Consider the following 24683-nt stretch of genomic DNA (forward strand, 5'->3'; position numbering starts at 1 on the left):
AGGCCGAACCGAGGATCCACATCCTTGGTTCGGCCTTTAATAGATGGTCCATCACAATCGCAGATTTTACGAAAGAGGCTAGCGCACTAACTTAACGCCCTGATCCTCCAAAACAGTGGCAACGCCCTCCAACTCCGCGTCCGCGATTTCCATGTCGGAGGCGATGATGACGGTGGTGCGCTGCTCGCGTAGGAAGTCCGCGAGGTCATCGAGATTGCGGGGGCCGCAGTCCTCGCAGCCGCGAGTGCGGCCAAGCGCGTTGAAGAAGTCCGCGCGGGTGCGGATGTGCTCAGTAATGAGGATGCGTTGCATGATTACTCCTCCGCGTCTGGGATAGAACAGAAGCTTTCATAGTGGTCATCGGTGTAGTACCACACGTCCGGGTCGGTCTCGCTGCCGCCGCCGGTGATGATGCGGCGGGCGCCGCGGTTCTTACTACCCGGGGTTTCTACCGTGTATTCGCGGTAGTAATTCTTGTCCTGCTGAGGTAGGCGGCCCTCGTAGTTGCCAAAGCGGGCGTTGTCATTATCCGGGTAGTCATAGGGTCCACCGGCCAAGATATCGTCCTTGGTGTCGTTCGCTTCGGCGGGGAGGGAAGACATCTCGCAAGTATCGGCGTCGCCAGTCTTAGCGCCTCCTGCGGACTCGGACGGAGAGGAGGCGGAAGAAGCAGAGGAATCATCATTGCCGCCGAGGTCGAAGCCGAAGTAGCCTGCAACGACGGCAAGCACAAGGCCACCGAGGGCTACTGGGAGCGATTTCTTGGACGCTTGGGACTTGGGCATGCCCTTATTCTTGCAGGTGCGGCGGTGAAAACCGAAATCGGCCGACGCTCCCAACAAGGCCAAAAATTCCCCCGTCACGGGGGTAGGTAAAGCCCGCCGGAATCTACCCCAGGAGAGGGTAAAACCAGCCGAAAACATGAACCCCACCCAACGTCACCATCCTGGCCCAACCATTTGAACATTCCCACCGCGCGCGGGGTAGTCTGTACGCATGGCAAAAGGCAGAATTCCGGACAGCGACATCCAAGCTATCCGTGAACGCGCGCCTTTAGAAGAAATCGTGGGCGAGTACGTTCAGCTCAAACCCGCCGGACACGATTCGCTCAAGGGGCTGAGCCCCTTCAAGGATGAAAAGACCCCGTCCTTCCACGTGCGCCCGCAGCGCGGTTACTATCACTGCTTTTCCACCGGCAAGGGCGGCGATGTCTTTAGCTTCCTGATGGAAATGGAGCAGGTCTCCTTCCCGGAAGCGGTGGAAGCGGTAGCGCAAAAGATTGGCTACCACATCAACTACCAGGGCGGTTCCACGGGAGCGCGCAACGAAAAGCCTGGTACCCGCCAGCGCCTCATCGCTGCGAATAAGGCTGCGCACGAGTTCTACCGTCAGCAATTGGAGACGCCGCAGGCGGCTACCGCGCGCGATTTTCTGCTGGATCGCGGCTTTTCCCGAGAGGTCATCTATGACTTTGAGTGCGGCTATGCGCCAGAGGGCTGGGATACCGCTACCAAGCACCTGCTGCGCTTGGGCTTTTCTTTCGAGGAACTGGAGGCGGCCGGCATTTCCAAGATGGGCAAGCGCGGCCCCATTGACCGCTTCCACCGCCGCCTGCTGTGGCCCATCAAGGACCTATCTGGCAACGTGATTGGCTTTGGTGCCCGCAAGCTTTTCGACGACGACAAGCTCGGCAAGTACATGAACACCCCCGAGACCATGCTCTATCACAAGTCCAAGGTGCTCTTCGGTCTCGATCTGGCCAAGCGGAATATCGCCGATAACCACCAGGCCGTGGTGGTAGAGGGATATACGGACGTCATGGCCATGTACGCCGCCGGCGTGAAAACCGCAGTGGCATCGTGTGGCACCGCCTTTGGCGGCGAGCACCTCCAAGTGCTGCGCCGGCTGATGCTGGATGATTCCTACTTCAACGGCGAGCTCATCTATACCTTCGACGGCGATGAGGCAGGGCAGAAGGCCGCCATGCGCGCTTTTGATGGCGAGCAGAAATTCACCGGCCAGTCCTTTGTCTCCGTGGCGCCTGACGGCATGGACCCGTGCGATCTGCGCCTGCAGAAGGGCGACGCCGCCGTGCGCGAGCTCATCGCGGACCGCATCCCCATGTTCGAGTTCGTCATTCAATCCGTCATCGCGGAGTACCGCATCGATACTGCGGAGGGCCGCCTGCAGGCCCTGCGCCGCGCAGTCCCCGTGGTCGCGCAGATCCGCGATCAGCCCTTGCAGCGCGAATATGCCCGCCGCCTTGCCGGTTGGGTGGGCTGGGCCAATCCGGAGGAGGTCCTCCAGCAGGTCCGCGCGGAAGCACGTAAGCCCAAAAAGGCTGAAAAGCCCACCATCCGCCGCTTCGATAACGCGAAGCAGCAGCCGGCGCAGCAGGACGTGCCGATGATCCATCCGCCGAGCCCCAAGGAAACCCACCTGTGGCCACAGCGCGAGGCCCTCAAATTGGCCTTGCAGATGCCGCAGGTAGCAGGCTCGTACTTTGATGGCATTACTGCCGACGCCTATACCAACGACGCCTACCGCCTCGTCCGCCAGGCAATTTCCACCGCCGGCGGCGCCGCCCAGGGCGCGTCCATGTCGGCCGTGGAATGGATTGCCGCCGTTGCCGGCGAGATGCAGGATCTCACCGGCCGCAATTTCGTCTCCGAGCTTGCCGTAGAAGCAATCTTGCCTACCGACGTCGGCCCCGAAAAATACGCCGACTCCGTCCTTTCCCGCCTGCAAGAAACCGTGGTGGGCGATCAGATAGCCCAGCTCAAGGCCCGCCTCGGCCGCATGCGCCCCTCTGATGATGAGGCTAGCTATAACTCGCTCTTCGCCGACCTCGTTGCCCTCGAGCAGGCCCGCCGCGAGCTCAATGACCGCGCATTCCGCGGCACGCCTCCCCAAGCATAAAAATCTCCCCTCGGCACGAACCCAAACAAGGTGTGCTCCGAGGGGAGGGGAGAGGCCTAAAGGCTAGCTTGCTGCCGCCCTAGTCCTCATCGGGCTCATAAATGCGGTCCGCATTATCCACCTGCGATCCGCGCAGTCGGCCCTTGCCCTTGCGTTTGGAAGACAAATCGCGAACCTCGCGCATGCGCGGTTCTGGGTCCAAGCGGTTGGCCACCGCCTTGCGTGCAGAAGTGACGGCGGACTTGGTCACGGGGGAGTTGATGGCCTTCTCGTAGGCGCCCTTGATCTGGTGGTAGCGCTTGCGGCCTGCTTTGGTGCCAAAAACGTATCCTGCTGCGGCGCCGAAGACGAATTGGATCATTATCTAGCGTGTCCCCTTATTCCAGTACGTGTAAAAGTTCCCCACCAGCCTACCGCGAAGGCCCGTCGCTCGCTGCTATGCACCGTTCAGGGGCGCAGCTAGCTACTTTGTAGAAAAGCTCTTTTCATTGCCGGGAATACGCGCTAGCTTAAAGAGGTGGAAACTAATACGCGTAGGGATTCGGCGGTGGCCTCAGCGGTAGCGCTGGCCGCGCTATTTACCGCGAGCATTTCTGCGGAATCGAGCAGCCAGCACGCGGAGGCTGCCACTACGCACGAAGTTCCAACCTGGTCCAAGGACTGCTAGATAGAGCCAGGAGGGCTTAGTCACCGCCACAGCTTTGTGCACGCGGGTTTAGTGTCACGTTCACCTAGTTGTAACTTTAGCTAGATATTATGCGTGGGAATTCGTTACTAGTTAAAGGTTTCCACGTTGAACTATCGGAATAATCTCCGCCCGGCGGTTCGCGCACTCGCCTTGTGCGCGGCCACCGGACTGACCATAACGCTGGCACCGGCTGCCAGCGCCGCCCTCCCCGTAGCCGTACCGCAGCTGCGCGATCCTGTTACCCAGCAGACCACCGGCGCTCCTGCGGTCCAGCATCCCGGCGCACCGGTTCCGGAACCATTTAGCACGGACTATATTGCGGGTTTTGAATCCGATGTTTCCTCTTATCAATTCGGCAACTACTGGCAAGTAGTCCAACTTTTTGATCACATCAAGGCCCAGCCAGAGATCCGCCAGGAAAATATGGATAGGGCCGTGGCCATAAATAACGCCGCGGCAGGGGACCAAGCCCTTATTCGGCGTGCGCAATCCGACGCCAAGGCCAGCTCCACCAGCGTGCTCAACGCGGTGTCTGATGCCATGGGCAAAAATCTTGGCGATGCTTTCCGTGCTTCTCTAGCCGAGCACCGCCTGCCCAAAACCGAGTACCTCCTAGGCAATGGGTACGCCGCTCGTGCAGGCGGGCTAGCTAATTCCACCATGTCAGAGAAGTACTACTTCAACTATCAGCGCCCGTACCAGCGCGCGCCGCAGGCGATCAAGCGTTATGACGATGGCTCAAAAGATCTTTATCCCACCTCGCCAGCCTTCCCTTCGGGCCATACCAATCAGGCAACCTGGATTACCACGCTGATGTCCTTCATGCTGCCGGAGGTAGGTCCGCAGCTCATGCTGCGCGGCGCTGAGGCCGGTAACCACCGGGTGGTCCTCGGTGTGCATTATCCACTGGATGTCATCGGTGGGCGTATGACCGGCCAGGCTGCTGCGGCAGACCGCCTCAACGATAAGCGCATGCGCCATGCCCTATGGGAAGCCTCGATGGAAGTGCGCCAAGAAATCAAGTGGCGCACCGGCAAGACGGTGGAAGAACTGGTGGCTCAAGATAGGGAAGAGGGTACCCACTATCGGTCCACGGAGGATGCAGTAGAACAGTACTCCACATTTATGGACTATGACTTTGCCCCGCGCTACCGAACCGACGCCCCGATGGTCGTCCCGCAGGCCGCTCCAGTGCTGCTAGCAGCGTCCCACCCAGAACTGACCTGGGAGCAGCGCGCTGAGGTGCTCCGCCAGACCGCGCGCCCAGCCGGCAATCCATTGGATTGGCAAGCAGAGGGAGGCTCGTGGCAACGCCTCGATATAGCCCGCGCCATGGCTGCCAAGGTGACCATAGCCCCAGACGGCAGCGTGTGCGTTAGCGGATAGTAGGTTCTAAAACCTAAGCGGCCCTAAAACCTGAGCGGGGGTACAGGTCTCCCGTACATGGTTCAATGAAGAAGTATCTCCATCACTCTAAAGGAAGAGATTAATGACTAAGCCCAAGATCATGACCATTTACGGCACCCGCCCGGAAGCTATCAAGGTGGCACCGGTCATTAAGGCTCTGGATAAAGATGGGCGCTTTGAATCCATCCCGGTCTCTACCGGCCAGCATAAAGAGATGCTGGAGCAGGTCAACACCATGTTTGGCATCCAACCGAAGCACGATTTGGGGCTTATGAAACAGGGACAGGGGCTTAACGAACTTGTCTCCCGCGCCATTGCTGGTTTGGACTCCATCATTGAAGAAGAAAAGCCGGACGTCATCATCTCCCAGGGCGATACTTCTACCGCTATGGCTGCAGCACTTGCCGGTTTCCATCGCGGGGTCAAGATCGTTCACCTTGAAGCAGGATTGCGTACTGGCGATATCCACTCGCCGTTCCCGGAGGAAGCTAATCGCAAGCTTATTGGCCAAGTGGCCGAGCTTCACTTGGCGCCTACCGAAGGCTCGATGGAGAACCTGCGCCGCGAGAACGTGCGCTCCAAGGATATCGTGATTACCGGTAATACCGTCATTGACGCCTTGCTGGAAGCAGCAACCTGGGACACCAAGTTTGAGGACCCCGCTTTGCAGGAGGCCGCAGATTCGGTTAAGCGTCTCGTGGTGGTCACTACCCATCGCCGCGAGAACCTTGAGGCGATGAAGGAAATTGGTGGTGCTGTTAAGGACCTGGCAGAAGTCTATCCGGAGATTAACTTCGCATTGCCGCTGCACCTCAACCCCAAGGTGCGCCAGGCGGTCCTGCCGGAGGTCGAGCACCTGCCAAATATCATCATCACGGATCCGCTGCCGTATGACCAGTTCACCCAGCTGCAAAACCGCGCCACCATTATCCTGACCGACTCCGGCGGAGTCCAAGAAGAGGCTCCGGCGCTGGGTAAGCCGGTGCTAGTCATGCGCCAAAACACCGAGCGCCCTGAAGCCGTTGTTGCCGGCACGGTTAAGCTGGTGGGCACTAATCGCGAGCTCATTGTGGCAGAAGCGAAGCTTTTGCTTTCCGACGACGCTGCTTTCCAAGCCATGGCCAACGCCGTCAACCCCTATGGCGACGGCAAGGGCGCCCAGCGCGCAGTAGCGGCCATCGCAGAGTTGACCGGGGTAGGCGAGCGCGTAGAGGATTTTCTGCCGGAGGCAGGTTCCTCTAAGGACTCCCAAGGCAAGGAATAACTCGCGCGCCTGCCGGAGAAAGCGGATATATTAAAGGTATGAAACCGCTGGATATCCGCTGTAACCACCGAGAACGCATGAAAGCTGCAGACATCTTAGGGGATGCGCTTTCGGCAGGGCAGATTGACCTCGATGATTTTGAGAAGCGTTCGACCGCCTGCGTAGATGCAACGACCCGCGCTGAGCTCATTGAGCCGCTGGTTGACCTTGTAGAGAACCCGGAAGTTCTCCTTTTTGGACAGGAACGAAAAATCACAAAGGCCTATGCGGGCCAGCAAGAATCTAAAGCCATCGCCAAGGTGGAGCAGGCCATCCGCCAGGTGCAGCCGAGCGTGCAGGAGACCCGCTCTCTTGCGGTGGGGATTTTCGGCGGGTCCACTGTCAGCGGTGGGGCAGTAGCTCGTTCCCTGACAGCCCTCGCCCTTTTCGGCGGCGTGGACATTGATCTCACGGGTGTTGCTTTGCACAGTCGTACTACCACCATCAACGCGATGGGCGTCTTTGGCGGCGTCGATGTCTATATTCCCGAAGGCTTCCGCGTCCACGTCAGCGGCATTGGCCTTTTTGGCGGGCATGACCTCAAGGTAGAGAACGGCGCCATCCATCCGAATGATCTGCCAGTGGACGCACCAGAAATCAACGTCAATTGCTATAGCCTCTTCGGCGGCGTAGACGTTCACGTGGGGCGCCGATACGGCGGTTAAAGAGGCCTATAGAAGCTAGAGGGCGTATCTGGAATTAGGGCTCGTCTTCAGACACGCTGACAGTACTTTTCCGGACCCCTCGAGCCAGCTTAGGAAGACCCACGTCAGTCTTCGGACTTCAAGGCGCATTTGATGTGCTCGGGGTGGTGCTGCAAACGTCGGGAAGCTGGTCTAGCGCGGTGGACAATGGTGTAGAGCGGTTAGTCGCACGGGACCGGTGCCTCCTGCATGGATTGCCAATGCCCAAATATTTCCGACTTCAACTAGAAAAATCGACCTGAAGCCGAGATCCAGAGGGCATTTTTTAAACCTGGCTAACAACTCAGAACTTGGCAGGGCAGTCTAGCCCGACAATATCGCGCAGACCATCAAACGTTGCCAGCCAGGTGGAGACACGAAAAATCCACGACAAACTAATCCAGGATTCTCCTCAACACTGCCGTCCGGTGGCTTCAAGGAATCCCCGCTTGGTTCTCTTACTTAGCTGTCTTCGGGCTTAAGGCGCTTGTGTATAAGCAGTACTTGCACCACAGCGTTTAAAAAATGAAGCCCTGAAGAAATATAGACAAAACGCAAATAATCCCGCCTAGTGTTACTAAGCGGGAGCTTTGCTCCTCCAACTGGGCTCGAACCAGTGACCCTTCGATTAACAGTCGAATGCTCTGCCAACTGAGCTATGGAGGACTGTGTGAGCGGATGATGTCCGTCCGACAGGAGATAACTATATTCCACTACCCTGTCGGGATCAAATCGCGAGGTAGTAGGATATTTTTACACAAAGCGTTGTCCCGCCTTGCGAAGAGTCGGGGAAGGCGATCGGCGCCGCACAATTTCTGACCGATCCTATATTTGAACTGATATTATCCGGCGGTAAAATTTATTTCTGATTTGATTCTCGGTTGATGAAAAGGAGCTGGCCTGTGCACCTATTGATGGTTTCGCAGTACTGGACGCCGGACAACGGGGTGCCTCAACGGCGTTGGGCTTGGCTCTCTCATATCCTTAACGAGCAAGGGCATGCGCTTGATGTCGTTACTCCAGGAGGGCGATCTATGCCTTCAGTCAAGAGCTTCTACAGCGAGCTATTTCAGCCGAGAGACTTAATTAATGAGCATGGCCCTAGCGGAGAGCGTATTTTTAGGACTCGGGGATTTCGAACGTCATCTTCGTTGACTGCGAGAATCGCAAATCAAGCCTTTGTTGCTGTGGATTCGCTTTTCCTAGCGTGTGCTGTAACTCGTCGAGCGGAAGAAAAACCAGACATCCTTATCGCGACGGTTCCCGCCCTTCCCTCGGCTTTTGTTGTTTTCGCGCTATCTCGTTTTTTTAAGTTGCCTTACGTTATTGACTTAAGAGATGCATGGCCAGAGCTGCTTGCTTTTTCCAATTCTTGGAATGATGCGGTTGGCTCTCGATCAATCCGGGAACGAGTGCTCCGACTCGGGCCTCTGCAATTAATGAGTTTTGTAACGTCACGTCTGGTCAACCGAACCTTGGTAAAGGCGGATGGCGTGATTTTTACTTCAGAAATGCATAGACAGCATTTTCTGAAGAAATGTGCTGGTATTCAAAGAGTCCCGCGAACCGCAGTCATTCGCAACGTATTTCCCCCTCGAACTAATTACATAAAAAAATATAGTTATAAGAATGCTATTCGTCCGCTTAGAGTTCTCTATGCGGGGACAATGGGACGTGCGCAGGATCTGGAAAATATCCTTCATGCGGCTCGCATCGCAAGCGACTCGGGCTTCCCTATTCAACTTAGGTTCGTAGGGGCCGGAGCAGCTAAGCCTCAACTCAAGAAATTAGGTGAGGAACTCAAGGTTGATATTGAGTTTTATGACCAGGCGCCGGCGGACCAGCTCCGGATGCATTACGAATGGTCTGACACTGCGATGGTTCACCTAAAGGGTTGGCTTCCGTTGCGATTAGCTATTCCTTCGAAGACCTATGAACTTATTTCATCTGGAATTCACGTTACTGCAGTCGGGGAGGGTGCACTCCCAGCGTTAATTCGGTTCTTGGGAGCTGGCGATGTTGTAGTGCCAGGGGATCCGTTGGAGCTCGCGAAAAGTTGGAAAAAATTCGCGGAAACGGGCAAGTTTCGGCAACCTGATCAAGCGAGGGAGTGGATTCAATCAGAGCGGCAACATGCTGCGCGGCAGGCCCTATTTGAGATTCTTGGAGCGGTGCAGGGCGGAAAACAAGATGAGTAAAAAGTATCTATATATTCCTCACATGGTGAATGCTGCTGGCGTCCTCGCTCTTGAGCATCCGTGGCGGTTCTTTGGGAATATTGCCACTTTGTTGGGCGCGAATGAAATTAACGCCCTAATGGACAAGCTGTCGAATCGGGGCTTTTGGGCCTTAGTCAGGCGAGGGCAACTCGCTAAAGCGGTTGAGCTTATGCGCAGCAGAGCTAGTTGGTCTTTTGTATCGAGACTCTACTACCACTTTTATGCTGATAAAATGGAAGAACTAGAGCGTCCTATTGCTCGTGGAGAGCGGTATTCTCCTGGGCCAGTTGCTGGCGATCCGCGTCCGCTATTTGTTCTCACAAATAGTCTTCCGCATACTCAGTCTGGGTATACCGTTAGATCGCACCAATTGCTTCGGTCATTGAAAGCTTCTGGGGTCTCGCTATCGGCTGTGACTCGGGTTGGGTATCCGGTAGTAGTTGGGAAGTTGCCAGGCGGTCCGAGAGAGATAGTCGACGGAATCCCATATTTTCGAATACTTCCGTTTTCGTTGCCTTTTCTGGAAAGCCGGAGACGCGAATACTACGTCCGCGGCATCGTGACGGTTGCAAAAACCGTAGGTGCCAACATTCTGCATACCACTACGGACTTTAAGAATGCGCAAGCAGTAGCTGAGGCTGCGGAGGTTCTGGGTATACCTTGGGTTTACGAGTTTAGAGGTGAGCCGCAGTCTACCTGGCTATCTCGATTTGATGCTTCTGAACAGAATGAAATGAAAGACTCGACTTATTACAAGGCCGCAACGTCGCGTGAATTGGAGAGCGCGCAAGCCGCAGATGCAGTCTTGACTTTAAGTGATACCTACAAGAAAATATTGTCTAGTGAAGCAAGCATTGACGCTGAGAAAATTACCGTTGTACCGAACTCTGTTGATGAAGAATTTCTTGAAAAGAAATTTGACAAGAGTGCTATACGTTCGGAGTTGGGATTAGAAAATTTCCAATATGTTGGTGCGGTTTCGTCGATAGTAGACTATGAAGGGTTCGATGTACTAATTCGTTCCATTGTTTGCCTCCCCGATCATTGGAAAGTGTTGTTAGTTGGAGATGGCGTGGCGCGATCCAGCTTGATTAAGCTCGCAGATGAGCTTGGAGTCCGCGAGCGCCTAATAATGGTTGGACGTAAACCGAATAAAGACATTTGGAAGTGGTATGCAGCTCTCGATGTTTTTGCCATGCCGCGCCGAGATCAACAGGTAACACGACGGGTGACGCCGATTAAAGGGCTGATGGCGCAGGCTTTAGGGATTCCTGTCGTAGCCTCTTGTTTGCCGGCCTTGGTGGAAATAACTGGCGGGCACGCCAATTACTTTGTGGCTGGTGATGAAGAGGGGCTTGCGAGAGCGATTCTTCAAGCGGCGGAAAAGAATCATACATTTGTCGATCGTGCCTGGATGTCTCAATACACATGGTCAGGCAACGGTCAGAAGTTAATTGAACTGTATCGGTATTTGCTTAGCTCTCGGAAGTCAAGTAATCCAAGCGGTTTATCGGATGATGATTCTCTTGGAGATGCCTCTCAGAACGGATGGAATTGAGACTTCTCCGGGGCGATGCTTCTCATCAAGGTATTTGAGCATCGCTCATTGTATATTCTTAACCGATAGAAGCTTAGCCTGCTACTTATTTAGGAACCTCTCAACCTCGTGTTCGAAGAGGATGCGTGGTTCAACGTACGCCGCGCGGCACTCTTCGAGATACCGATTTGCCCTTTCCGTCTGGTCTCGCGAATGCAATTTGCTCCAACGAACGTAAGCCTTCGATGTCTCCACTGCATCACCATCCATAATGACCCGCCCATCGTGGAGCCAAATGGCGCGGCTGCAATATTCCTGAATAGTTCCTGCGCCGTGGGAAACGATAAAAACCGTTCCAGTGTTTTCAAGAAAACTATCCATGCGCTCTTTAGCCTTACGAGCGAAAGCCTTGTCTCCGGTCGAAAGCGCTTCATCGACAAGGAGAATTTCACGGCGTACCGCGGTAGAAATCGCAAAAACAAGACGTGCGCGCATGCCGGATGAGTAAGTTTTCAACGGTCTGCCTATTGCGTTGCTCAAATCTGCCCATTCTGCAACCTCACTTTTCATGGATCTCGCTTCGTTAGGTGAGAGGCCCATGGCGAGTAGACCCAATTGAATGTTCTGGTCGCCGGTTAAATTTCCTTGCAAGGCTGAGGAGACCCCGAGAAGAGTTGGCGTCGACGAAACATGGATGTTGCCTCGCGTGGGCGCTTCGCTTCCGGCAATAAGCCGGAAAAGCGTTGATTTCCCTGAGCCGTTACGCCCGACCACTCCAATAGACTCGCCGGTTCTGGCTACGAAACTCACATCTTGTAGTGCATTGACGACTGATGCTCGCTTTGATTTAAACAATGAATAATTAGAACCGGATCCGCTAAGCTCATAGCGCTTCTCGACGCGTCTGACAACGACTGTTGCTTTACTTGACATTTGCGTACCTTTCTTCAGAGCGCCAGAAAAACACGAACCCTATGAAAGCTAGCCCGGTTGACCAGCAGATTAGATACAACCATGTGGAAGCGGGTGGGATTCTGCCTTCAAGTACGCAAACTCGGACGGCGTGAAGAAATTGGTAGCAAGGGTTGGCTAGCATAACCTCGCGCAATACGGGAATGTTGGCGAAACGGTCTAAATCGTAAAAGATGCCAGAGAAGTAGAACAGTCCCCTCTGGAAAGTGGAGATAATGCTTTTCAAATCCGGAACGAAAGCGGTTAATCTTGCGGTTATAAAGACGATTCCTAGAACAAAAATGTGTAACAGCAGAAAGAGAGGAACGCTTAAGAGTATCGCAAAACTCGGAGGATGGTGCGGTTGAAATGCCAGTGCGCCCAGAATTGCAACTAGCGCGGGTGCTATTTCATCGATTAGTTGCTTCAATACGGCTGACAACGCTAGCACTGCGCGAGGGAACGAGAAAGCTCCAATAAGACTCTTCGAACCCTGGATTAACCCGCTTCCCTGTGAAAATCCTTTCCCTATCATAGAGAAAAATATCACACCTATCATTAGGAATCCGATGAAGTTTTCCATCCCACGCGATGTCTTCAGAATCAAGCCGAATAGCACCCCGTACACCATAACCTGCAGGAGAGGGTTGATGAAGATCCAGAGACGCCCAAGGTAAGTGTCTTGTCCGCTTTGTAAGGCGCGACTTCGGGCATGTGCCCAAATGAAAAATCTCTTTGTCCACAGCGACGCCGCATAGTCCGTCAACTTCGGCCGTGACAAGAGGCTCTTTAGTTCACTGCCATCGATGATTGTTAATTGGTGTTGAGGCTGTGCGCTCGACAGTTGCATAGAAGCGTTGTCGGTGTTTCCTTGGGCTTTAGTCGGTTCTGGCGCATCGCTGTTCATGTTATTATAGTGTCTCCATCTCGCGATCGAAGCTGCCTTAACCTCTGAATTCTATCGAGTGTTGGTTGGATAAGTGAAACTCAAGAGCCCGAGCCGTCGTTCTTCTGATATTTCATTTGGCATGCGGTCAATTCCGTGGATAGAGGACGGCAATTTGGGTCGGGAACTATGCTTGTCAACAGCTGACTGTTGGTCAATCTGTTCACTCTGTAGAAAATGTGAGGCTGGAGTAAATGCAACATGAGTCTAGTAAGTCCCCAGTCGGTGGCGGGGGAGATGTTTCGTTGCGGTTGCTGGTGATCTGTAATGCTTATCCGAGTGAAGATAACTTGTATCGCAATGGTTTTATTCATCGCCGGGTGAAAGGCTACTTGGGCGCAGGATTGGCGGTCGACGTATTTTATAATCACCAGCCGGTCGACGTCGCTTATGAATATTGCTTTGACGGGGTTCATGTGACCGTTGGAAACGATAAGGCACTTGCGCGGTTAGCGGCAGAAGACGATTACGACGCTTATTTGGTTCATTTTGCAGAGCCGCACCGTGTCGACCCAGTGTTGAGCTCAGGCGTGCAAGCGCCGGTAATCGTATGGGTTCACGGGTTTGAAGCTGAAGCGTGGCACCGTAGATGGTTTAACTTCATACTTGAACCTAACAAAGTTCAGCAGGCACTAGACAAAAAAGACCAATACTACCAGCGGCAAAATGCATGGTTTGCGGAGTTAGTTGCTTCGCGAGATACCCGACTGCGGTTTGTAAACGTTTCTCGATGGTTCCAGCGAGTTGTGGTTGAACCGGATATAGGAGTGGACTTCACACGGAGTGTTGTCATTCCGAATGTGATTGATTCGGATGTGTTCCCCTACCGGGTAAAAAGGCCGGAACTGCGCAAAAATATTTTGCTAATTCGGCCATTTGCTTCATATAAATATGCTAATGATCAAGCAATCGAGGCGATATGTGAACTTGCATCAGCACCGTTCTTTGAAGACTTGAAATTCACAATTTGCGGTGATGGGAAATACTTCGAGCACCAGACCTCGCCGTTGCGAAATATGCCGAACGTTACTCTAAAGAAAGGTTTTTGGGACCAGCGCCATATTTCTGAATTGCATTCGAAAAACGGTATATTTCTAACGCCAACACGATTTGACTCACAAGGCGTGTCGATGGGGGAAGCGATGTCGTCTGGACTAGTACCTGTAGCAACGGATATTGCCGCAATTCCTGAGTTTGTAACCGATCTGGAGTCTGGGATCCTGACTGCGCCAGAAGAACCGAAAAGTATCGCTGCGGCAATCGAACAGCTCTATTTTGATCCGGAACTGTTTTGTCGATTGTCTGAAAATGCCGCAGCTCGGGTACGTAGGCAGTGCGGCTCAGATGCGACGATTGGGAGAGAAATCAAATTGATCACTGATGCTGTTCGAAGCGAAAGGAACTTGTGATGGAAGAGAAGGAGGTTTGGGAGACTCGCTATCGTTTCTTGGAGGATTCTTTAGAATTCCTGATTCGAGCGCTAGCGGGTGTCGAGACAGAAAATGACATCAACGACAGGTCGAAAATCCTTCAGTTGGAGAAGTATATTGCTGATTCGAAGCAACTCCAGGTCTGCTGTGTAGCTGAAGGGGGGCCCTACATTTACGAGTTCGCATTTTGCAAAGGTTCCGAGCTGCTAGATAAGCAATCATCCGTTAGAAATTCTGCATTAACACCTACTGACGCGGATAGAGTAGTGGTCACACTGCTTTCTACTGATACTGAAGGCACTGTAATTGACGGAGCAGAATTCGATCTTGTTAAAGAGGGGCAATGATGCTTAGAGAAGAACCGTACAAGATTGTCGTTTCGGGATATATAAATATTAATGTTGTGGACGGCTCGGCTTTTTTCCTGGCGGGCCTAACATCGCTCCTCGCGACGCAGCCTTTCGTTGAGATAATGCTGGTTTCGGCGGTTCCGATTGAGCGCAAGCTGATATTGGATGAAGTTATGGGTCTGCCCAACGTTACGCTCGTCGACCCATTCAGTGATAGTTATCTTGGATTGAACCGCAAGTTCATTGGACAAAGAAAAATGTCACGTACTGAATACGCTGAGACGCTTTTAGCAGTTTGCAAAAACTGGAATCCTGATACTGTCATTATTCGAGACACTGAGACAGGCGCGAAGTTTTGTGCGGCTGCGCCTAAGTGGGCTCCGCGAACTGCGATCTATGTTACAGGCCTTGCTCACTACGGGCAGACAACGCCGCAAGCATTGACGGAGCAACTTTCTGATATAGACAGTTCAGGGGCAAGATTCTTGTGCCAAACTGAGTCTATTCAGAACGAAATGTGGAAGATCGTGGAGAATTTGGAGCATGAGCGCTGTTATGTGCTAAGACCAAGTGTTCCTGACTCTCCTGGGAACTTCGAAGAACTTTGGCGCGAGCCCGAAAGCACAACACGGTTCGTTTACGCTGGGAAGTTCTTCCCGGACTGGAACGTCGATGGGATGCTCGCCAGTTTCAAGGCACTTCTCGGGAAAAACACGATTGATGCGAGAATAAACATAGTCGGAGACCAGTTCAGAAACACATCAGACGAACCTCGACATGCGGATATTGTCCGGTATCTCTTGGATACGACACCTTCCTTGTCCTATTTCGGAGGGAGAACCAGACGGGAAACAAGAGAAGTTATTTCCGCTTCCGACGTTGGACTGAGCTGGCGGCGACCAGCTTTGGACAGTAGTACTGAGCTTTCTTCGAAGGTCTTGGAATATGGCTCGTTAGCAAAACCGGTGGTTCTTAACCGGACTGCTGCCCACATAGAGTTGCTTGGGGATGACTACCCCCTTTTCGCCAACTCCATGACAGAATTTAAGGAATTGGTACGGTCAGTTTGTGATGGCCGTATCGACCTTCGGGCGGCTGCTCAAGCATGCTTCAACGTAGCGCAACGGCACACCTATTCTTCGGTTTGTTCTGGGCTACTCGAATTCCTGATTCTGCCTGAGCTTGATAGCAAAGGTTCCGTATTTCTTATCGACGGGAATGTTACAAACAAGCTTGAAGGTGAGGACCTGCAACTTCCGGTGGATGCAGTGATACGGGGTAATTTACTATATACGACGCGGAATCCCGACTCAGACTTTTCACTGGTTTCAGCCGCGGCATATGTCGATGCGAAATTTAAAGTCCAGGCCAAGTTGCTCAGCGGCCAAGTTGCTGGATCGGACGGCTCGGATAGCCCAATTCCCATAACTCCTCGCATGGAAGAGTTTGAAAGCCTGAAAGCGGAGAGGGACCGCCTTTCAAATGATCTAATGCGGATTCGAAAGCAGGCGTCGAGCTTGCGAAAGATTCGAAACAGGATTGAGTCGGTTCCTGGAGGCAATTGCCTGTCGACTATTGGGCGGAAAGTAGTGAAATGGGCATTGTCTTAGCAGAGAATCAATGACCACGTGAGATAGGCTACAGCGGCTTTGTGCACGAGCTGTGGCGTCGCTTGCAGGAGCTCGTAAGCGGAAAATGTGCAGAACTTCGGCCTAGGTTTGGGAATTCGACATTCGTGCCCAGCCGTCGATGCGGTCTAATTCCAGGGTGACAGTTGGAGAAGCTTGCGAGGCCGGTGTACTGGTGGTTTGCAGCAACAATGTTGCCAATCGTGGCGCAGTCGAGACGCAAAAAGATTTGAAAAGTGCCCTATCTGAGGTTGCAACCTCAGATAGGGCACCCGATACCAAAAATAAACTAAGCCGTACCTCTGCAAAGAACTCTGCTTGGCCGTTTACTTGGTTAAAGTCTGCGCCGGTTTCTCTACGCTAAAGTTTGTTGCCCGGAATGTCGGATACACCCTGCGTATCTAGCAATCGGGCAGACATTTCTCCCAGCTTTTGTACGTCGATTGACGCGTGGTTCTGGAGGAGAACAACGCAGTCCGCTTTCTTTGCTTCTTCTAGGAGATCCCCAACGGACTGAAGCGTCGTGGTTTTGAGGTGCCAATTCTTTACGAACGGGTCGAAGTAGCTGACAGACGCTCCACGGCGGATTAACTCGTTTCCGACGGGAACAGCGGGAGATTCGCGTTGATCGGAAATATTGGGCTTATAGGTAACACCGACGAGCAACACCTTGGAGCCTTTTAGGGACTTGCTGTCTTCGTTGAGGGCTTCGGCAACTCGATCAACTACATACAGCGGCATTGAATTGTTAATTTCTTGAGCAAGTTCGACAAACCTCAACGGGTAGCCAAGCTGCCGGCGGACTTCATAGGAGAGGTAGTTGGGATCAATCGGAATACAATGCCCACCGACTCCAGCTCCGGGGGTAAATTTCATAAACCCAAACGGCTTCGTAGCTGCGCCTCGGATTACCTCCCAGACATCAATACCAAGTTCGTGGCAAACCCGCGCCATTTCATTGACGAGTGCAATGTTGACGTGACGGAACGTGTTCTCCAGAAGTTTCGCGGTCTCTGCTTCTTTTGTGCCGCTCATCTTTACGACGGTTTCGATAAAAGAGTCATAGAACGAGAAAGCCTTCTCTGTTGCATCAGGACGAGTTCCTCCGACCAACTTTGGCGTATTTCTGATTCCGAACTCTTTCATTCCAGGATTGACGCGTTCAGGACTGAAAGCAACGTAGAAGTCAGATTCTGCCGACAGGCCCGACGCGGCTTCCAAGATAGGGACGCATACTTCTTCGGTAGTCCCCGGATAGGTCGTCGACTCTAAAATGACCGTGGTACCGGCACGGAGGTTTTCACCGACAGTTTGCGTGGCACCCCTTACCGCACCAAGATCCGGTGCGCCTGCGTCTCCCAGCGGAGTCGGGACGCAAATCACGACAAAGTCACTCTGAGAAATGCCGCTGGGATCTGTCGTGGCTTGATAACCGTTGTTTATCATGTCACCAAGCATCGAGTCGGAGATATCGTCGATGTGTGACACGCCGGCATTGAGGTTTTTGACTGTGTTTGAAGACACGTCAAAGCCGAATACTTTCCAACCCTTCGACGACGCGGCTTCTGCAAGGGGAAGACCAACATACCCTTGACCGACGATAGTGACAGTACTCAAAATTTTTAACCTCTTTCGGGAGCCCTTGCCTGCCAGATTCATATTGGCATTTAGTTTAATAGTACTTAGCCTTGACTCAACTGTAATAGTTGGGTGGCTACCTTATTTCGTGGTCGCTCGTGCTTGCAAGTTGTTTAACTTTTCTCCAGCGCGCATCCCACGACTCCTGCTCCCAGAGCTCCTGGATGGTGGCCAGGTTGCAAGGATGACTGAGGGATTTTTCCAAGACATCGACCAATGAATCCGGATCCTTAACTGGAAGTGCTACGCCGTAGTGTTGGAAATATCGGCAGTTTGGAGAATCCTCGTAGACAACGAACGGCATAGACTTTTCCAGATAGGACATCGCTTTAAAGGCAAAGGCCTTTCTACCATATTCGGAATCGAGGAGCAATATGCCGATGTTTTTAGTTGTCCTCGGCGCGTAATCGGAAAAGTTTCCGTTTAGGATCCGAATGTTACTGTTCTCGGTTATCCCAGCTTCAAGCATCCATTCCTGAAGCAGCGGCTGCTCGTTGGGTCGGACAATAAAGTCGGCAAAAACGCCTTGGGGATGCTTGTCAAAAATTGACTTAAGCGCGTGAAGATAAGTATCCATACTATAGAGCTTGCTGACTCCGCCCGTGTACACGAAAGTCACTCCATTTGAATCCCCAGTGACTTCTTGCGGAAGACGCGTGTTCTCGAGAGCAATGCCAGGGGGTAGTTCGTCGTTTATAAACTCGAGGTTGAAAAGCGGTTTTGCTAAAGCAGTGTAGTTTGCCGCGGACTCTTTCGAAGGCGCAACTAAACCGCCAAATGCCCTCGACAAATTCTTGAGTTCAAACTGCCCATACTTTTTTTGCCGCGCAACGACCTTGTCGTCTTTGGACTGGATTTGAGTATCAAGCCAGTGAACATCACGAACGAAATAAAGACTCCTAGTTCCGCAGCTGCGTTCAAGGTATTCTACTAACCTTGTAACCTTGTAGACTGCGTCAAAGTCCATTACCGGGTTGGTGCTATTTTCGCCATACAATACGGGGAACTGCACTCCGCGCTCAGCTTGGGCGTAGAACCATTTGACCCGACGGTCGAGAAGGTGGCTGTTGAAGCTCATTTGAATTGTGGGGGCGTCTCGCCTTGCTGCGAGAAACATATTGCGGATGCGTTGGGGGCGTGCTCCATTTGACGCGTTTTCGACGGCTGCCACTGATAAAAATATATTGAATTTATCGATGTCTCCGTAGTCTTCAGAAAACCAAGGCAATCGCTCGTGCTGGCAAATTTCCAAGATCGCGACCAGTGGACGTCCGGTATGTGGCGGTTTGGGCTTTTCCGCAACTGGTGTTTTATGGAGATTATTCGATAGGGCTTGCTTTACGTTCGCAAGGGTAATATTGGGATTGTTTGCAGCCAAGAGATTTGCAGCAATGGTTGGTGGCGCTATCGTTGTCGCTGAGCCTGCAAGAGCCATTAACGTTAGCGCATCCGCATTATCGTCGGCGAAAATAACGCCGGAGTACTGCGAGCCGCGGAGTTTTAGTGTATTCCGAAATTCCCTATCAATTTGCAGGTCAGAATACCAGTACATCGAATTGCTGGAGATAGGTTCGAAATTATCGAAATCGTGTGATTTGGCACTCCCGTCCGATTTTATGGACTCTGAAGCCTGCATTAATGCAGGCCCCTCGGCGCTATAATCGACGATAGCTACTCGCGAATCTTCCTCTATGGTTGCAGAATTAGGCCAGTCTTCAATTGCAATGGAATTGGGATCCCAGAGAAGATGCGGCGCTCTTGAGCCAAGCGTGCATGCCTTAGTCATTTCCCATTCGTTCAAAAACACCAGCGCGTGTACCTTGTTGGACGCGTTTTGGAAGTCGCTAATGAGACGTTTGCGTTTCGAGCTGATGTCAAGGTCACCAGGTTTCAACACACCTATAACTCGTACAATTCTACTAAGTCTGCTTGCGTAAACTACTGACTCTCGTCCAACGGCGATCAGTGATTGAATATCGTTCATGCTGAGTAACTTTTTAAACCACTTAGTGGCTTCGTAGCTCTCTCGACCTCGAGCCCACGCAGGGATTGACTGGCCAGAGGTGCCCATGAACTTTTGTTCTCTGGTGTTGAAGGTAAGTGTGTCGAATCCGGATAGCTTCAGATCGTTTCTAATTGCTCCTACTAACGGACCCACCTGATCCACCATAAGCAGAATTTTACTCATTATTTGGTCCCATCATTAGCTGAATCTCTCGGTCGATAGTGTGCTCGGAAGTGCTTAGGGAGCGTACGCGTTGGGCTGCGTTGCTTGACAGCTTGCTGAACTTCGCGGGGTCAAGGATTACTTCTTCCAGCTCTGCCGCCCATGCATCCAAATTATCTTCGGTTCCAAGTATTGCGCAGGACTCGTCAACGAATTCTGTTACCGCCGCAACTGGGCAAGTTACCGGGACAAGCCCTGAGCTCATTGCCTCATCTCGCGACACACCCTGCGTGTCAAATCTTGAGGGCACTAAGAATATTCCATGGGATTTGTGCAGGTCGGCTATTTGCTGTTGGCTAATGTAGCCGTTGATTATGGTAACGTTTGGATCATCTTTGAATTGGTCGAAATAATGGAAGTATTTGCCGTCCCCGACCAGCGTCACCTTGAGCTGATTCCAATAGAAGCTCTGTTTTAATCGTCCGAGCAATTCTGCGGCAAGGTCTGCACCATAATTCCAAGCCCTAGCATTACGGACCCACAACAGATTATGCCTTTGGTCGGGAGACTTGGGCTGGTATGAGAAGAGGGCCGTGTCTATTACATTGTGAATCACGTGGGAGCGTTCCTCTGGGAAAACCAACCTTAAATCTTCGCCAACGGCTTGCTTCCACCATTCTGAGACGAAAACGAAATTAGAGATTGGAGAGTTTTCGTCAACGAGTGTTGACCAGATGTCGCGAGTACGCAGGCTTCGCTCGATTTGGGCATCGATGTTTTCTCGAGCCGCAATTTCGTAGGGTAGCCTACTCCAATTTCGGACTTCGTAGCCGTGTATGAATAGGTTCACTCGACACTCCTTGGGGATGTTGAGCAAGAGGCCGTTCCACATTTCAGAGTTAAGGAAGTGCACATTTATGGATTTGTATTTGCGTGTCGCTAAAAGGCCGAGTAATTCATCGTAGTAGCCGGACAATACGGGGATACCGCGGTACGAATAGACTTCCTTGCGAACGCGTTTTCCGAATGCCAGAACATCGACTTCCAATCCGGCCTCGCGATACAGTTCCACGCGTCGATGGACGAATCCATTTGCATATTGATTCCGGTGACTTGGATACTCGTTGGCCAAGATTAGGTGCCGCTCACTCGAATTGCGGTCTTCGGTTTCGCTTAGGAATTGACGTACCGCGAAGTACTTTTCATCATGGATTACCTCACTTAGTGGAGGAGTGGGTATACCTTCGACACGAAATGGCTTTCGATTTCTGAAGAGGTACTCGGCCTCAAGGTAGAGCCTCGAAATTAAATCAGACGTGTTATAGGTCGAACCTATTAATTCTTTCATTGGTAATGTCGGTAGGTTCGGTGGTAGCGGTTCAGGTGTCATTAACGTTTCTCGCGAGATTTTTGGAGTCTGAAAATTATACCCAGCTATAGTAGCAGTCCCTTGGGTGTCAGGCGTGATGCTGTGTCTGAAGTAAGCTTATCCAACTTTCGTTGTAGTCTGGATGCATTGCAGAAATTGTTGGCATGAAATGTGAGGTAATGACATGGGGACAGCTGACTTTAAACGCAGGCGGGACACATCGCGCTGGGGGTTTTCGCGTCATTACGAGTCTCTCGAGCTCTTCTTGACTAATCCAGTTGGTGAGGGTCTGCATACGGTTCTGTTTGGGGATAGGAATATAGATTTTTTGATTCGCGACAGGGGCTCAGACACAACAGTTCTAGTTTTCCATGGTGCATTGTCTCCTCGTCAACGTACCGTGCCGTATTTGGTTGGAGAAGGTATCGCTCGCGCATCGGGGCTAAATCTTGTGTCACTGGCTGATCCAACATTGGAGTTGGGGGAACTTGCCTGTGCTTGGTTCTTGGGTGATCGGGAAATTGGAAGTTTGAAAGCCTGTTTTAAACCCATAATCGACCACATACTTGCTTCGCTTGGAAGTTCAAACTTGATTTTGTTTGGTGGCTCAGGAGGCGGGTATGCCGCTATCAACTTTGGCGATATGTTTCCCGACTCGGTTGTGCTGGCGATGAATCCTCGGCTGAATTTGGACGGCTACCCTAGGTCGACAGCGAAACAATATCTTAAAATTGCCCATCGTGCTGAAACAATTACGCCGATGCGGAGAATTAAACGCGAGTTTTTTAGTCCAAATCTGGCTATAAACCGCCTCGGGACCGCGAACTGCGACATCTTGCTTTACCAGAATCAAAATGACGAGAGATATTTGAACCATCAAGTCATTCCATTCGTGGAAACGCTCAAGGAGGATCCGCGACTTTACGTGAAGCTATTTGAGGGAAAACCAGGCCACTCGCCCGCACCGACTGAAGATTTAGCAGCTCTTTTGACTCAGATAGCTTCTGAACTGAGACGGGCCCAGCGAAATTTCGAATCTATGGGATTTGCCAAAGCCAAAGACTTCACCAAAACACAAGTCGACTAGAACTAGGGAATTTGTTCTCATTCTTCTGTCGAATCGACTCCAGTGGCGTAAGTCCAGTTGGCAGGTTGCCATCGAGCGAGTCAATGACACCTAGCGTCCCCGGTTCACGCGTTAAGTCTTAATCTTTCTGGACGGAGGAGGTTCCGCAGAGAGACGTCTGGCAACTGGTTGTACACAACTCTGTTGACCCTCGTTCAAATTGGAAAAAGCTACGGCCCAAAGGTACAGTCTTTGAATTTAAGGACGTTGTACCGATATCGGCTAGCTACTGAGAAGTAGCTAGTTCCAAAGGCCTTTCGTATCAATCACAGTTTTATCTGCAATGTCAACCTTAGAGATTTCTTTAAATTCATTGTGATCTACCAGAAGCACTAAAACTTCTGCGATGCGGAGCGCATCGTCGCAATTTGTGAGCGTGATGTTATCGAAGCCTTTTAGCCGTTTGGGCAGTTCGGTGATGTTCGGCTCTACAGCGAGTAAGGAGATATCCGGAAGCTCTTCGGCGAGGTCCACTGCGATGTTGAGGGCTGGGGACTGCCGTAGATCATCTACGTTCGCCTTGAATGCGAGACCGAGCACGGCGATCGTTGAGGCATTGGTGTTTTTGACCGCCTGCTTAACCTTATTGATCACCCAGGCAGGTTTGTTATCGTTAACCTTTCGGGCTGCGTGGATGAGCTTTGCATTGAAAGGATCGGCAGCGACGATGAACCACGGATCGACAGCGATGCAGTGCCCGCCTACCCCCGGGCCCGGCTGCAGTATGTTGACACGTGGATGATGGTTGGCGAGGTCGATCAGCTCCCAAACATTGATACCGAGATTGTCGCATATGAGTGAGAGTTCATTAGCAAAGGCGATGTTAACGTCGCGGAATGAATTTTCCGTTAGTTTTGCCATTTCTGCTGTAACGGCGTTGGTAGGAAGCAATTCTCCAGAACAGAAGGTGGCGTATAGTTCTGCCGCACGTCGTGTTGCTTCTGGGGTCTGCCCGCCGATTATTCGGTCGTTAGTTTTAAGCTCAGCGATGGCGTTGCCAGGAAGAATTCGTTCTGGGCAATGGGCAAAGTAGACGACCGGCTTTCCTTCCCGGTTTTCTGTCCCATCGGCTGCGAGATCTGGACGTAGTTCAAGAATGCGTTCGGCCATTTTAGCCGTAGATTGTGGTGGAGAAGTTGATTCGAGGATGACCAGTTCGTCTCCCGTTAGTTGTGGAGCAATGTCCTCTGCTGCAGCGTAAATGAATGTCATGTCTACGTCGTAGGATTCCGTAAACGGTGTGGGTACCGCAACGATATAGGTGTCTGCGTGAACCTGCTGTGTGGTGGCGAAAAAACGGCCAGAATTAAGGGCCTTACCGAGTTCCTCTTGGAGGCTCGGCTCCACGAACGTGACTTCTCCACGGTTGATGCGTTTGACGTTTTCCGCATTTACGTCGATGCCGATCACCTTACTCCCGGCATTTGCCATAACCACGGCCGTAGGTAGGCCGATGTACCCGAGTCCGACGAAAGCGACAGTGCGTTGAGACAAAGTAAGGATCCTGTATTTGGGTGCCAAGAAACGGCGCGTATAGGTTGAATAATTCTATTGTCGAGATTCTACCTTTGAAATCTTGAAGTCACTACATCGAGTAATAATGTTCGCTATCGACGGACGTCAATGTTGGGACCCAACATTGTAGGTTGCCTCGGACTGGGATGCTCCTGTGACGTTATTCGTCGCGACAGAAACTAGCATTTGGGTCAAGTCCGGTGGAGTGGTGTATCTGTCCTTCCTGAATCGGGGACTGTGTGAGGCATTTTGCTAGGGGCCGGCGCGGGCTTGTTTGCGGTTCATTAGGCTGCTTCCTCGACGGTTTCGGGTGTGTGGGCGTTGACAGTGTTGGCTGCTATGAGAGCCCGTGTGTGTTCCAGGCAGGCTAACGACATATAGCGTTTTTGTTGAATCCAGTCGTCATGTTGCTCGGCTAGTACGGCACCGACGAGACGGACGACGGCGGCCCGGTTCGGGAAGATGCCGACGACGTCGGTGCGCCGGCGGATTTCACGGTTGAGTCGTTCGGTGGGGTTGTTAGACCATACTTTGGTCCATACTGGTTTCGGTGTATGTGTAAACGCGAGAATCTCGTCGAGGGATTCTTCGAGGTACTCGGCGACTTCGGGAAAACGCTGGTTGCAGAACTCGACGACTTTTCGGGCTTGGTCCCAGGTGGCTTGCGCATCAGCTTGTTGGAAGATGGAGTGAAACATCCCCGATAGGGGGCCTGACCCCCGGAAAGTGGACACGTCGGGGGTTAGCTATGCTGCTTGGGTCAGTGTAGCTGAATTCTCGGCTTCAAAGACGTCAGGAGCTGAAAGA

Annotated in this window: 20 protein-coding genes, 1 tRNA gene and 1 pseudogene; 10 read left to right on the top strand and 12 right to left on the bottom strand. The window is 52.2% G+C overall.

Going from position 1 to position 24683, the window contains the following annotated elements:
- Nucleotides 1-78 precede the first annotated feature (78 nt).
- Both BKN05_RS00705 and BKN05_RS00710 read right to left on the bottom strand, forming a co-directional pair.
- On the bottom strand, nucleotides 79-312 hold the full coding sequence (locus tag BKN05_RS00705; RefSeq protein ID WP_005324236.1) for a barstar family protein: 234 nt from the start codon (nucleotides 310-312) through the stop codon (nucleotides 79-81).
- A gap of 2 nt (nucleotides 313-314) precedes the next feature.
- On the bottom strand, nucleotides 315-785 hold the full coding sequence (locus tag BKN05_RS00710; protein WP_286687684.1) for a guanyl-specific ribonuclease: 471 nt from the start codon (nucleotides 783-785) through the stop codon (nucleotides 315-317).
- 211 nt (nucleotides 786-996) lie between these two features.
- Here BKN05_RS00710 and dnaG point away from each other — a divergent pair, with 211 nt between their 5' ends.
- Complete coding sequence (dnaG, locus tag BKN05_RS00715; protein ID WP_286687667.1) at nucleotides 997-2919, top strand: DNA primase; 1923 nt, start codon at nucleotides 997-999, stop codon at nucleotides 2917-2919.
- 79 nt (nucleotides 2920-2998) lie between these two features.
- Here dnaG and BKN05_RS00720 read toward each other — a convergent pair whose 3' ends face one another.
- Nucleotides 2999-3280 carry a hypothetical protein gene (locus BKN05_RS00720; protein WP_023021011.1) on the bottom strand — a complete coding sequence of 94 codons (282 nt, stop codon included), beginning with the start codon at nucleotides 3278-3280 and terminating at the stop codon, nucleotides 2999-3001.
- Nucleotides 3281-3423: 143 nt separating this feature from the next.
- A complete protein-coding gene (locus BKN05_RS00725; protein ID WP_286687668.1) occupies nucleotides 3424-3549 on the bottom strand; it encodes a hypothetical protein in 126 nt (41 codons plus the stop codon).
- A 163-nt stretch (nucleotides 3550-3712) separates the two neighbouring features.
- On the opposite strand from BKN05_RS00725, the gene BKN05_RS00730 reads away from it, so the two are divergent.
- From BKN05_RS00730 to BKN05_RS00740, 3 genes are all read left to right on the top strand, one after another.
- Nucleotides 3713-4993 carry an acid phosphatase gene (locus BKN05_RS00730; protein ID WP_286687669.1) on the top strand — a complete coding sequence of 427 codons (1281 nt, stop codon included), beginning with the start codon at nucleotides 3713-3715 and terminating at the stop codon, nucleotides 4991-4993.
- Between the two features lie 103 nt (nucleotides 4994-5096).
- A complete protein-coding gene (gene wecB / locus BKN05_RS00735) occupies nucleotides 5097-6278 on the top strand; it encodes a non-hydrolyzing UDP-N-acetylglucosamine 2-epimerase (protein WP_286687670.1) in 1182 nt (393 codons plus the stop codon).
- Nucleotides 6279-6316: 38 nt separating this feature from the next.
- Nucleotides 6317-6982, top strand: coding sequence for a DUF1707 SHOCT-like domain-containing protein (locus BKN05_RS00740; RefSeq protein WP_286687671.1), 666 nt, complete (start codon nucleotides 6317-6319; stop codon nucleotides 6980-6982).
- A gap of 611 nt (nucleotides 6983-7593) precedes the next feature.
- Here the strand turns inward: BKN05_RS00740 and BKN05_RS00745 are convergent.
- A tRNA-Asn gene (locus BKN05_RS00745) sits at nucleotides 7594-7666 on the bottom strand.
- Nucleotides 7667-7914: 248 nt separating this feature from the next.
- Here BKN05_RS00745 and BKN05_RS00750 point away from each other — a divergent pair.
- Both BKN05_RS00750 and BKN05_RS00755 read left to right on the top strand, forming a co-directional pair.
- Complete coding sequence (locus BKN05_RS00750) at nucleotides 7915-9198, top strand: glycosyltransferase family 4 protein (RefSeq protein WP_286687685.1); 1284 nt, start codon at nucleotides 7915-7917, stop codon at nucleotides 9196-9198.
- On the top strand, nucleotides 9191-10777 hold the full coding sequence (locus tag BKN05_RS00755; RefSeq protein ID WP_286687672.1) for a glycosyltransferase family 4 protein: 1587 nt from the start codon (nucleotides 9191-9193) through the stop codon (nucleotides 10775-10777). The genes BKN05_RS00750 and BKN05_RS00755 overlap by 8 nt, the downstream gene beginning before the upstream one ends.
- 81 nt (nucleotides 10778-10858) lie before the next feature.
- Here the strand turns inward: BKN05_RS00755 and BKN05_RS00760 are convergent, their stop codons facing one another.
- Together BKN05_RS00760 and BKN05_RS00765 are read right to left on the bottom strand one after the other, a co-directional pair.
- Nucleotides 10859-11689 carry an ABC transporter ATP-binding protein gene (locus BKN05_RS00760; RefSeq protein WP_286687673.1) on the bottom strand — a complete coding sequence of 277 codons (831 nt, stop codon included), beginning with the start codon at nucleotides 11687-11689 and terminating at the stop codon, nucleotides 10859-10861.
- The gene (locus BKN05_RS00765) at nucleotides 11679-12614 is read right to left on the bottom strand and encodes an ABC transporter permease (RefSeq protein ID WP_286687674.1); all 936 of its coding nucleotides are present in this window, start codon (nucleotides 12612-12614) and stop codon (nucleotides 11679-11681) included. The genes BKN05_RS00760 and BKN05_RS00765 overlap by 11 nt, the downstream gene beginning before the upstream one ends.
- Before the next feature lie 233 nt (nucleotides 12615-12847).
- Between BKN05_RS00765 and BKN05_RS00770 the strand changes: the two genes are divergently transcribed.
- Genes BKN05_RS00770 through BKN05_RS00780 form a run of 3 tightly spaced genes read left to right on the top strand, consistent with a single transcriptional unit; the run spans nucleotide 12848 to nucleotide 16043 of the window.
- Nucleotides 12848-14062: a glycosyltransferase family 4 protein gene (locus tag BKN05_RS00770; RefSeq protein WP_286687675.1), complete on the top strand. Its 1215-nt coding sequence runs from the start codon at nucleotides 12848-12850 to the stop codon at nucleotides 14060-14062.
- A complete protein-coding gene (locus BKN05_RS00775; RefSeq protein WP_286687676.1) occupies nucleotides 14059-14430 on the top strand; it encodes a hypothetical protein in 372 nt (123 codons plus the stop codon). Before BKN05_RS00770 ends, BKN05_RS00775 begins: the two co-directional genes overlap by 4 nt.
- Complete coding sequence (locus BKN05_RS00780; protein ID WP_286687677.1) at nucleotides 14427-16043, top strand: glycosyltransferase family protein; 1617 nt, start codon at nucleotides 14427-14429, stop codon at nucleotides 16041-16043. The genes BKN05_RS00775 and BKN05_RS00780 overlap by 4 nt, the downstream gene beginning before the upstream one ends.
- A 378-nt stretch (nucleotides 16044-16421) precedes the next feature.
- On the opposite strand, the gene BKN05_RS00785 is transcribed toward BKN05_RS00780, so the two are convergent.
- From BKN05_RS00785 to BKN05_RS00795, 3 genes are read right to left on the bottom strand one after another with little or no spacing between them, the layout of a single operon-like run.
- On the bottom strand, nucleotides 16422-17720 hold the full coding sequence (locus BKN05_RS00785) for a nucleotide sugar dehydrogenase (RefSeq protein WP_286687678.1): 1299 nt from the start codon (nucleotides 17718-17720) through the stop codon (nucleotides 16422-16424).
- Nucleotides 17721-17775: 55 nt separating this feature from the next.
- A complete protein-coding gene (locus tag BKN05_RS00790; protein WP_286687679.1) occupies nucleotides 17776-19887 on the bottom strand; it encodes a hypothetical protein in 2112 nt (703 codons plus the stop codon).
- Nucleotides 19880-21256 carry a glycosyltransferase family 4 protein gene (locus BKN05_RS00795; RefSeq protein WP_286687680.1) on the bottom strand — a complete coding sequence of 459 codons (1377 nt, stop codon included), beginning with the start codon at nucleotides 21254-21256 and terminating at the stop codon, nucleotides 19880-19882. Before BKN05_RS00795 ends, BKN05_RS00790 begins: the two co-directional genes overlap by 8 nt.
- A 163-nt stretch (nucleotides 21257-21419) precedes the next feature.
- Between BKN05_RS00795 and BKN05_RS00800 the strand changes: the two genes are divergently transcribed.
- Nucleotides 21420-22322 carry a hypothetical protein gene (locus tag BKN05_RS00800; protein ID WP_286687681.1) on the top strand — a complete coding sequence of 301 codons (903 nt, stop codon included), beginning with the start codon at nucleotides 21420-21422 and terminating at the stop codon, nucleotides 22320-22322.
- A gap of 279 nt (nucleotides 22323-22601) precedes the next feature.
- Here BKN05_RS00800 and wecC read toward each other — a convergent pair whose 3' ends face one another.
- A complete protein-coding gene (gene wecC, locus BKN05_RS00805) occupies nucleotides 22602-23855 on the bottom strand; it encodes a UDP-N-acetyl-D-mannosamine dehydrogenase (RefSeq protein ID WP_286687682.1) in 1254 nt (417 codons plus the stop codon).
- A gap of 305 nt (nucleotides 23856-24160) precedes the next feature.
- A pseudogene (locus tag BKN05_RS00810) lies at nucleotides 24161-24583 on the bottom strand (transposase); the annotation flags it as partial.
- Nucleotides 24584-24683: the final 100 nt, after the last annotated feature.

The sequence above is a fragment of the Corynebacterium sp. S5S1 genome, assembly GCF_001913985.1.
Taxonomy (GTDB): domain Bacteria; phylum Actinomycetota; class Actinomycetes; order Mycobacteriales; family Mycobacteriaceae; genus Corynebacterium; species Corynebacterium marquesiae.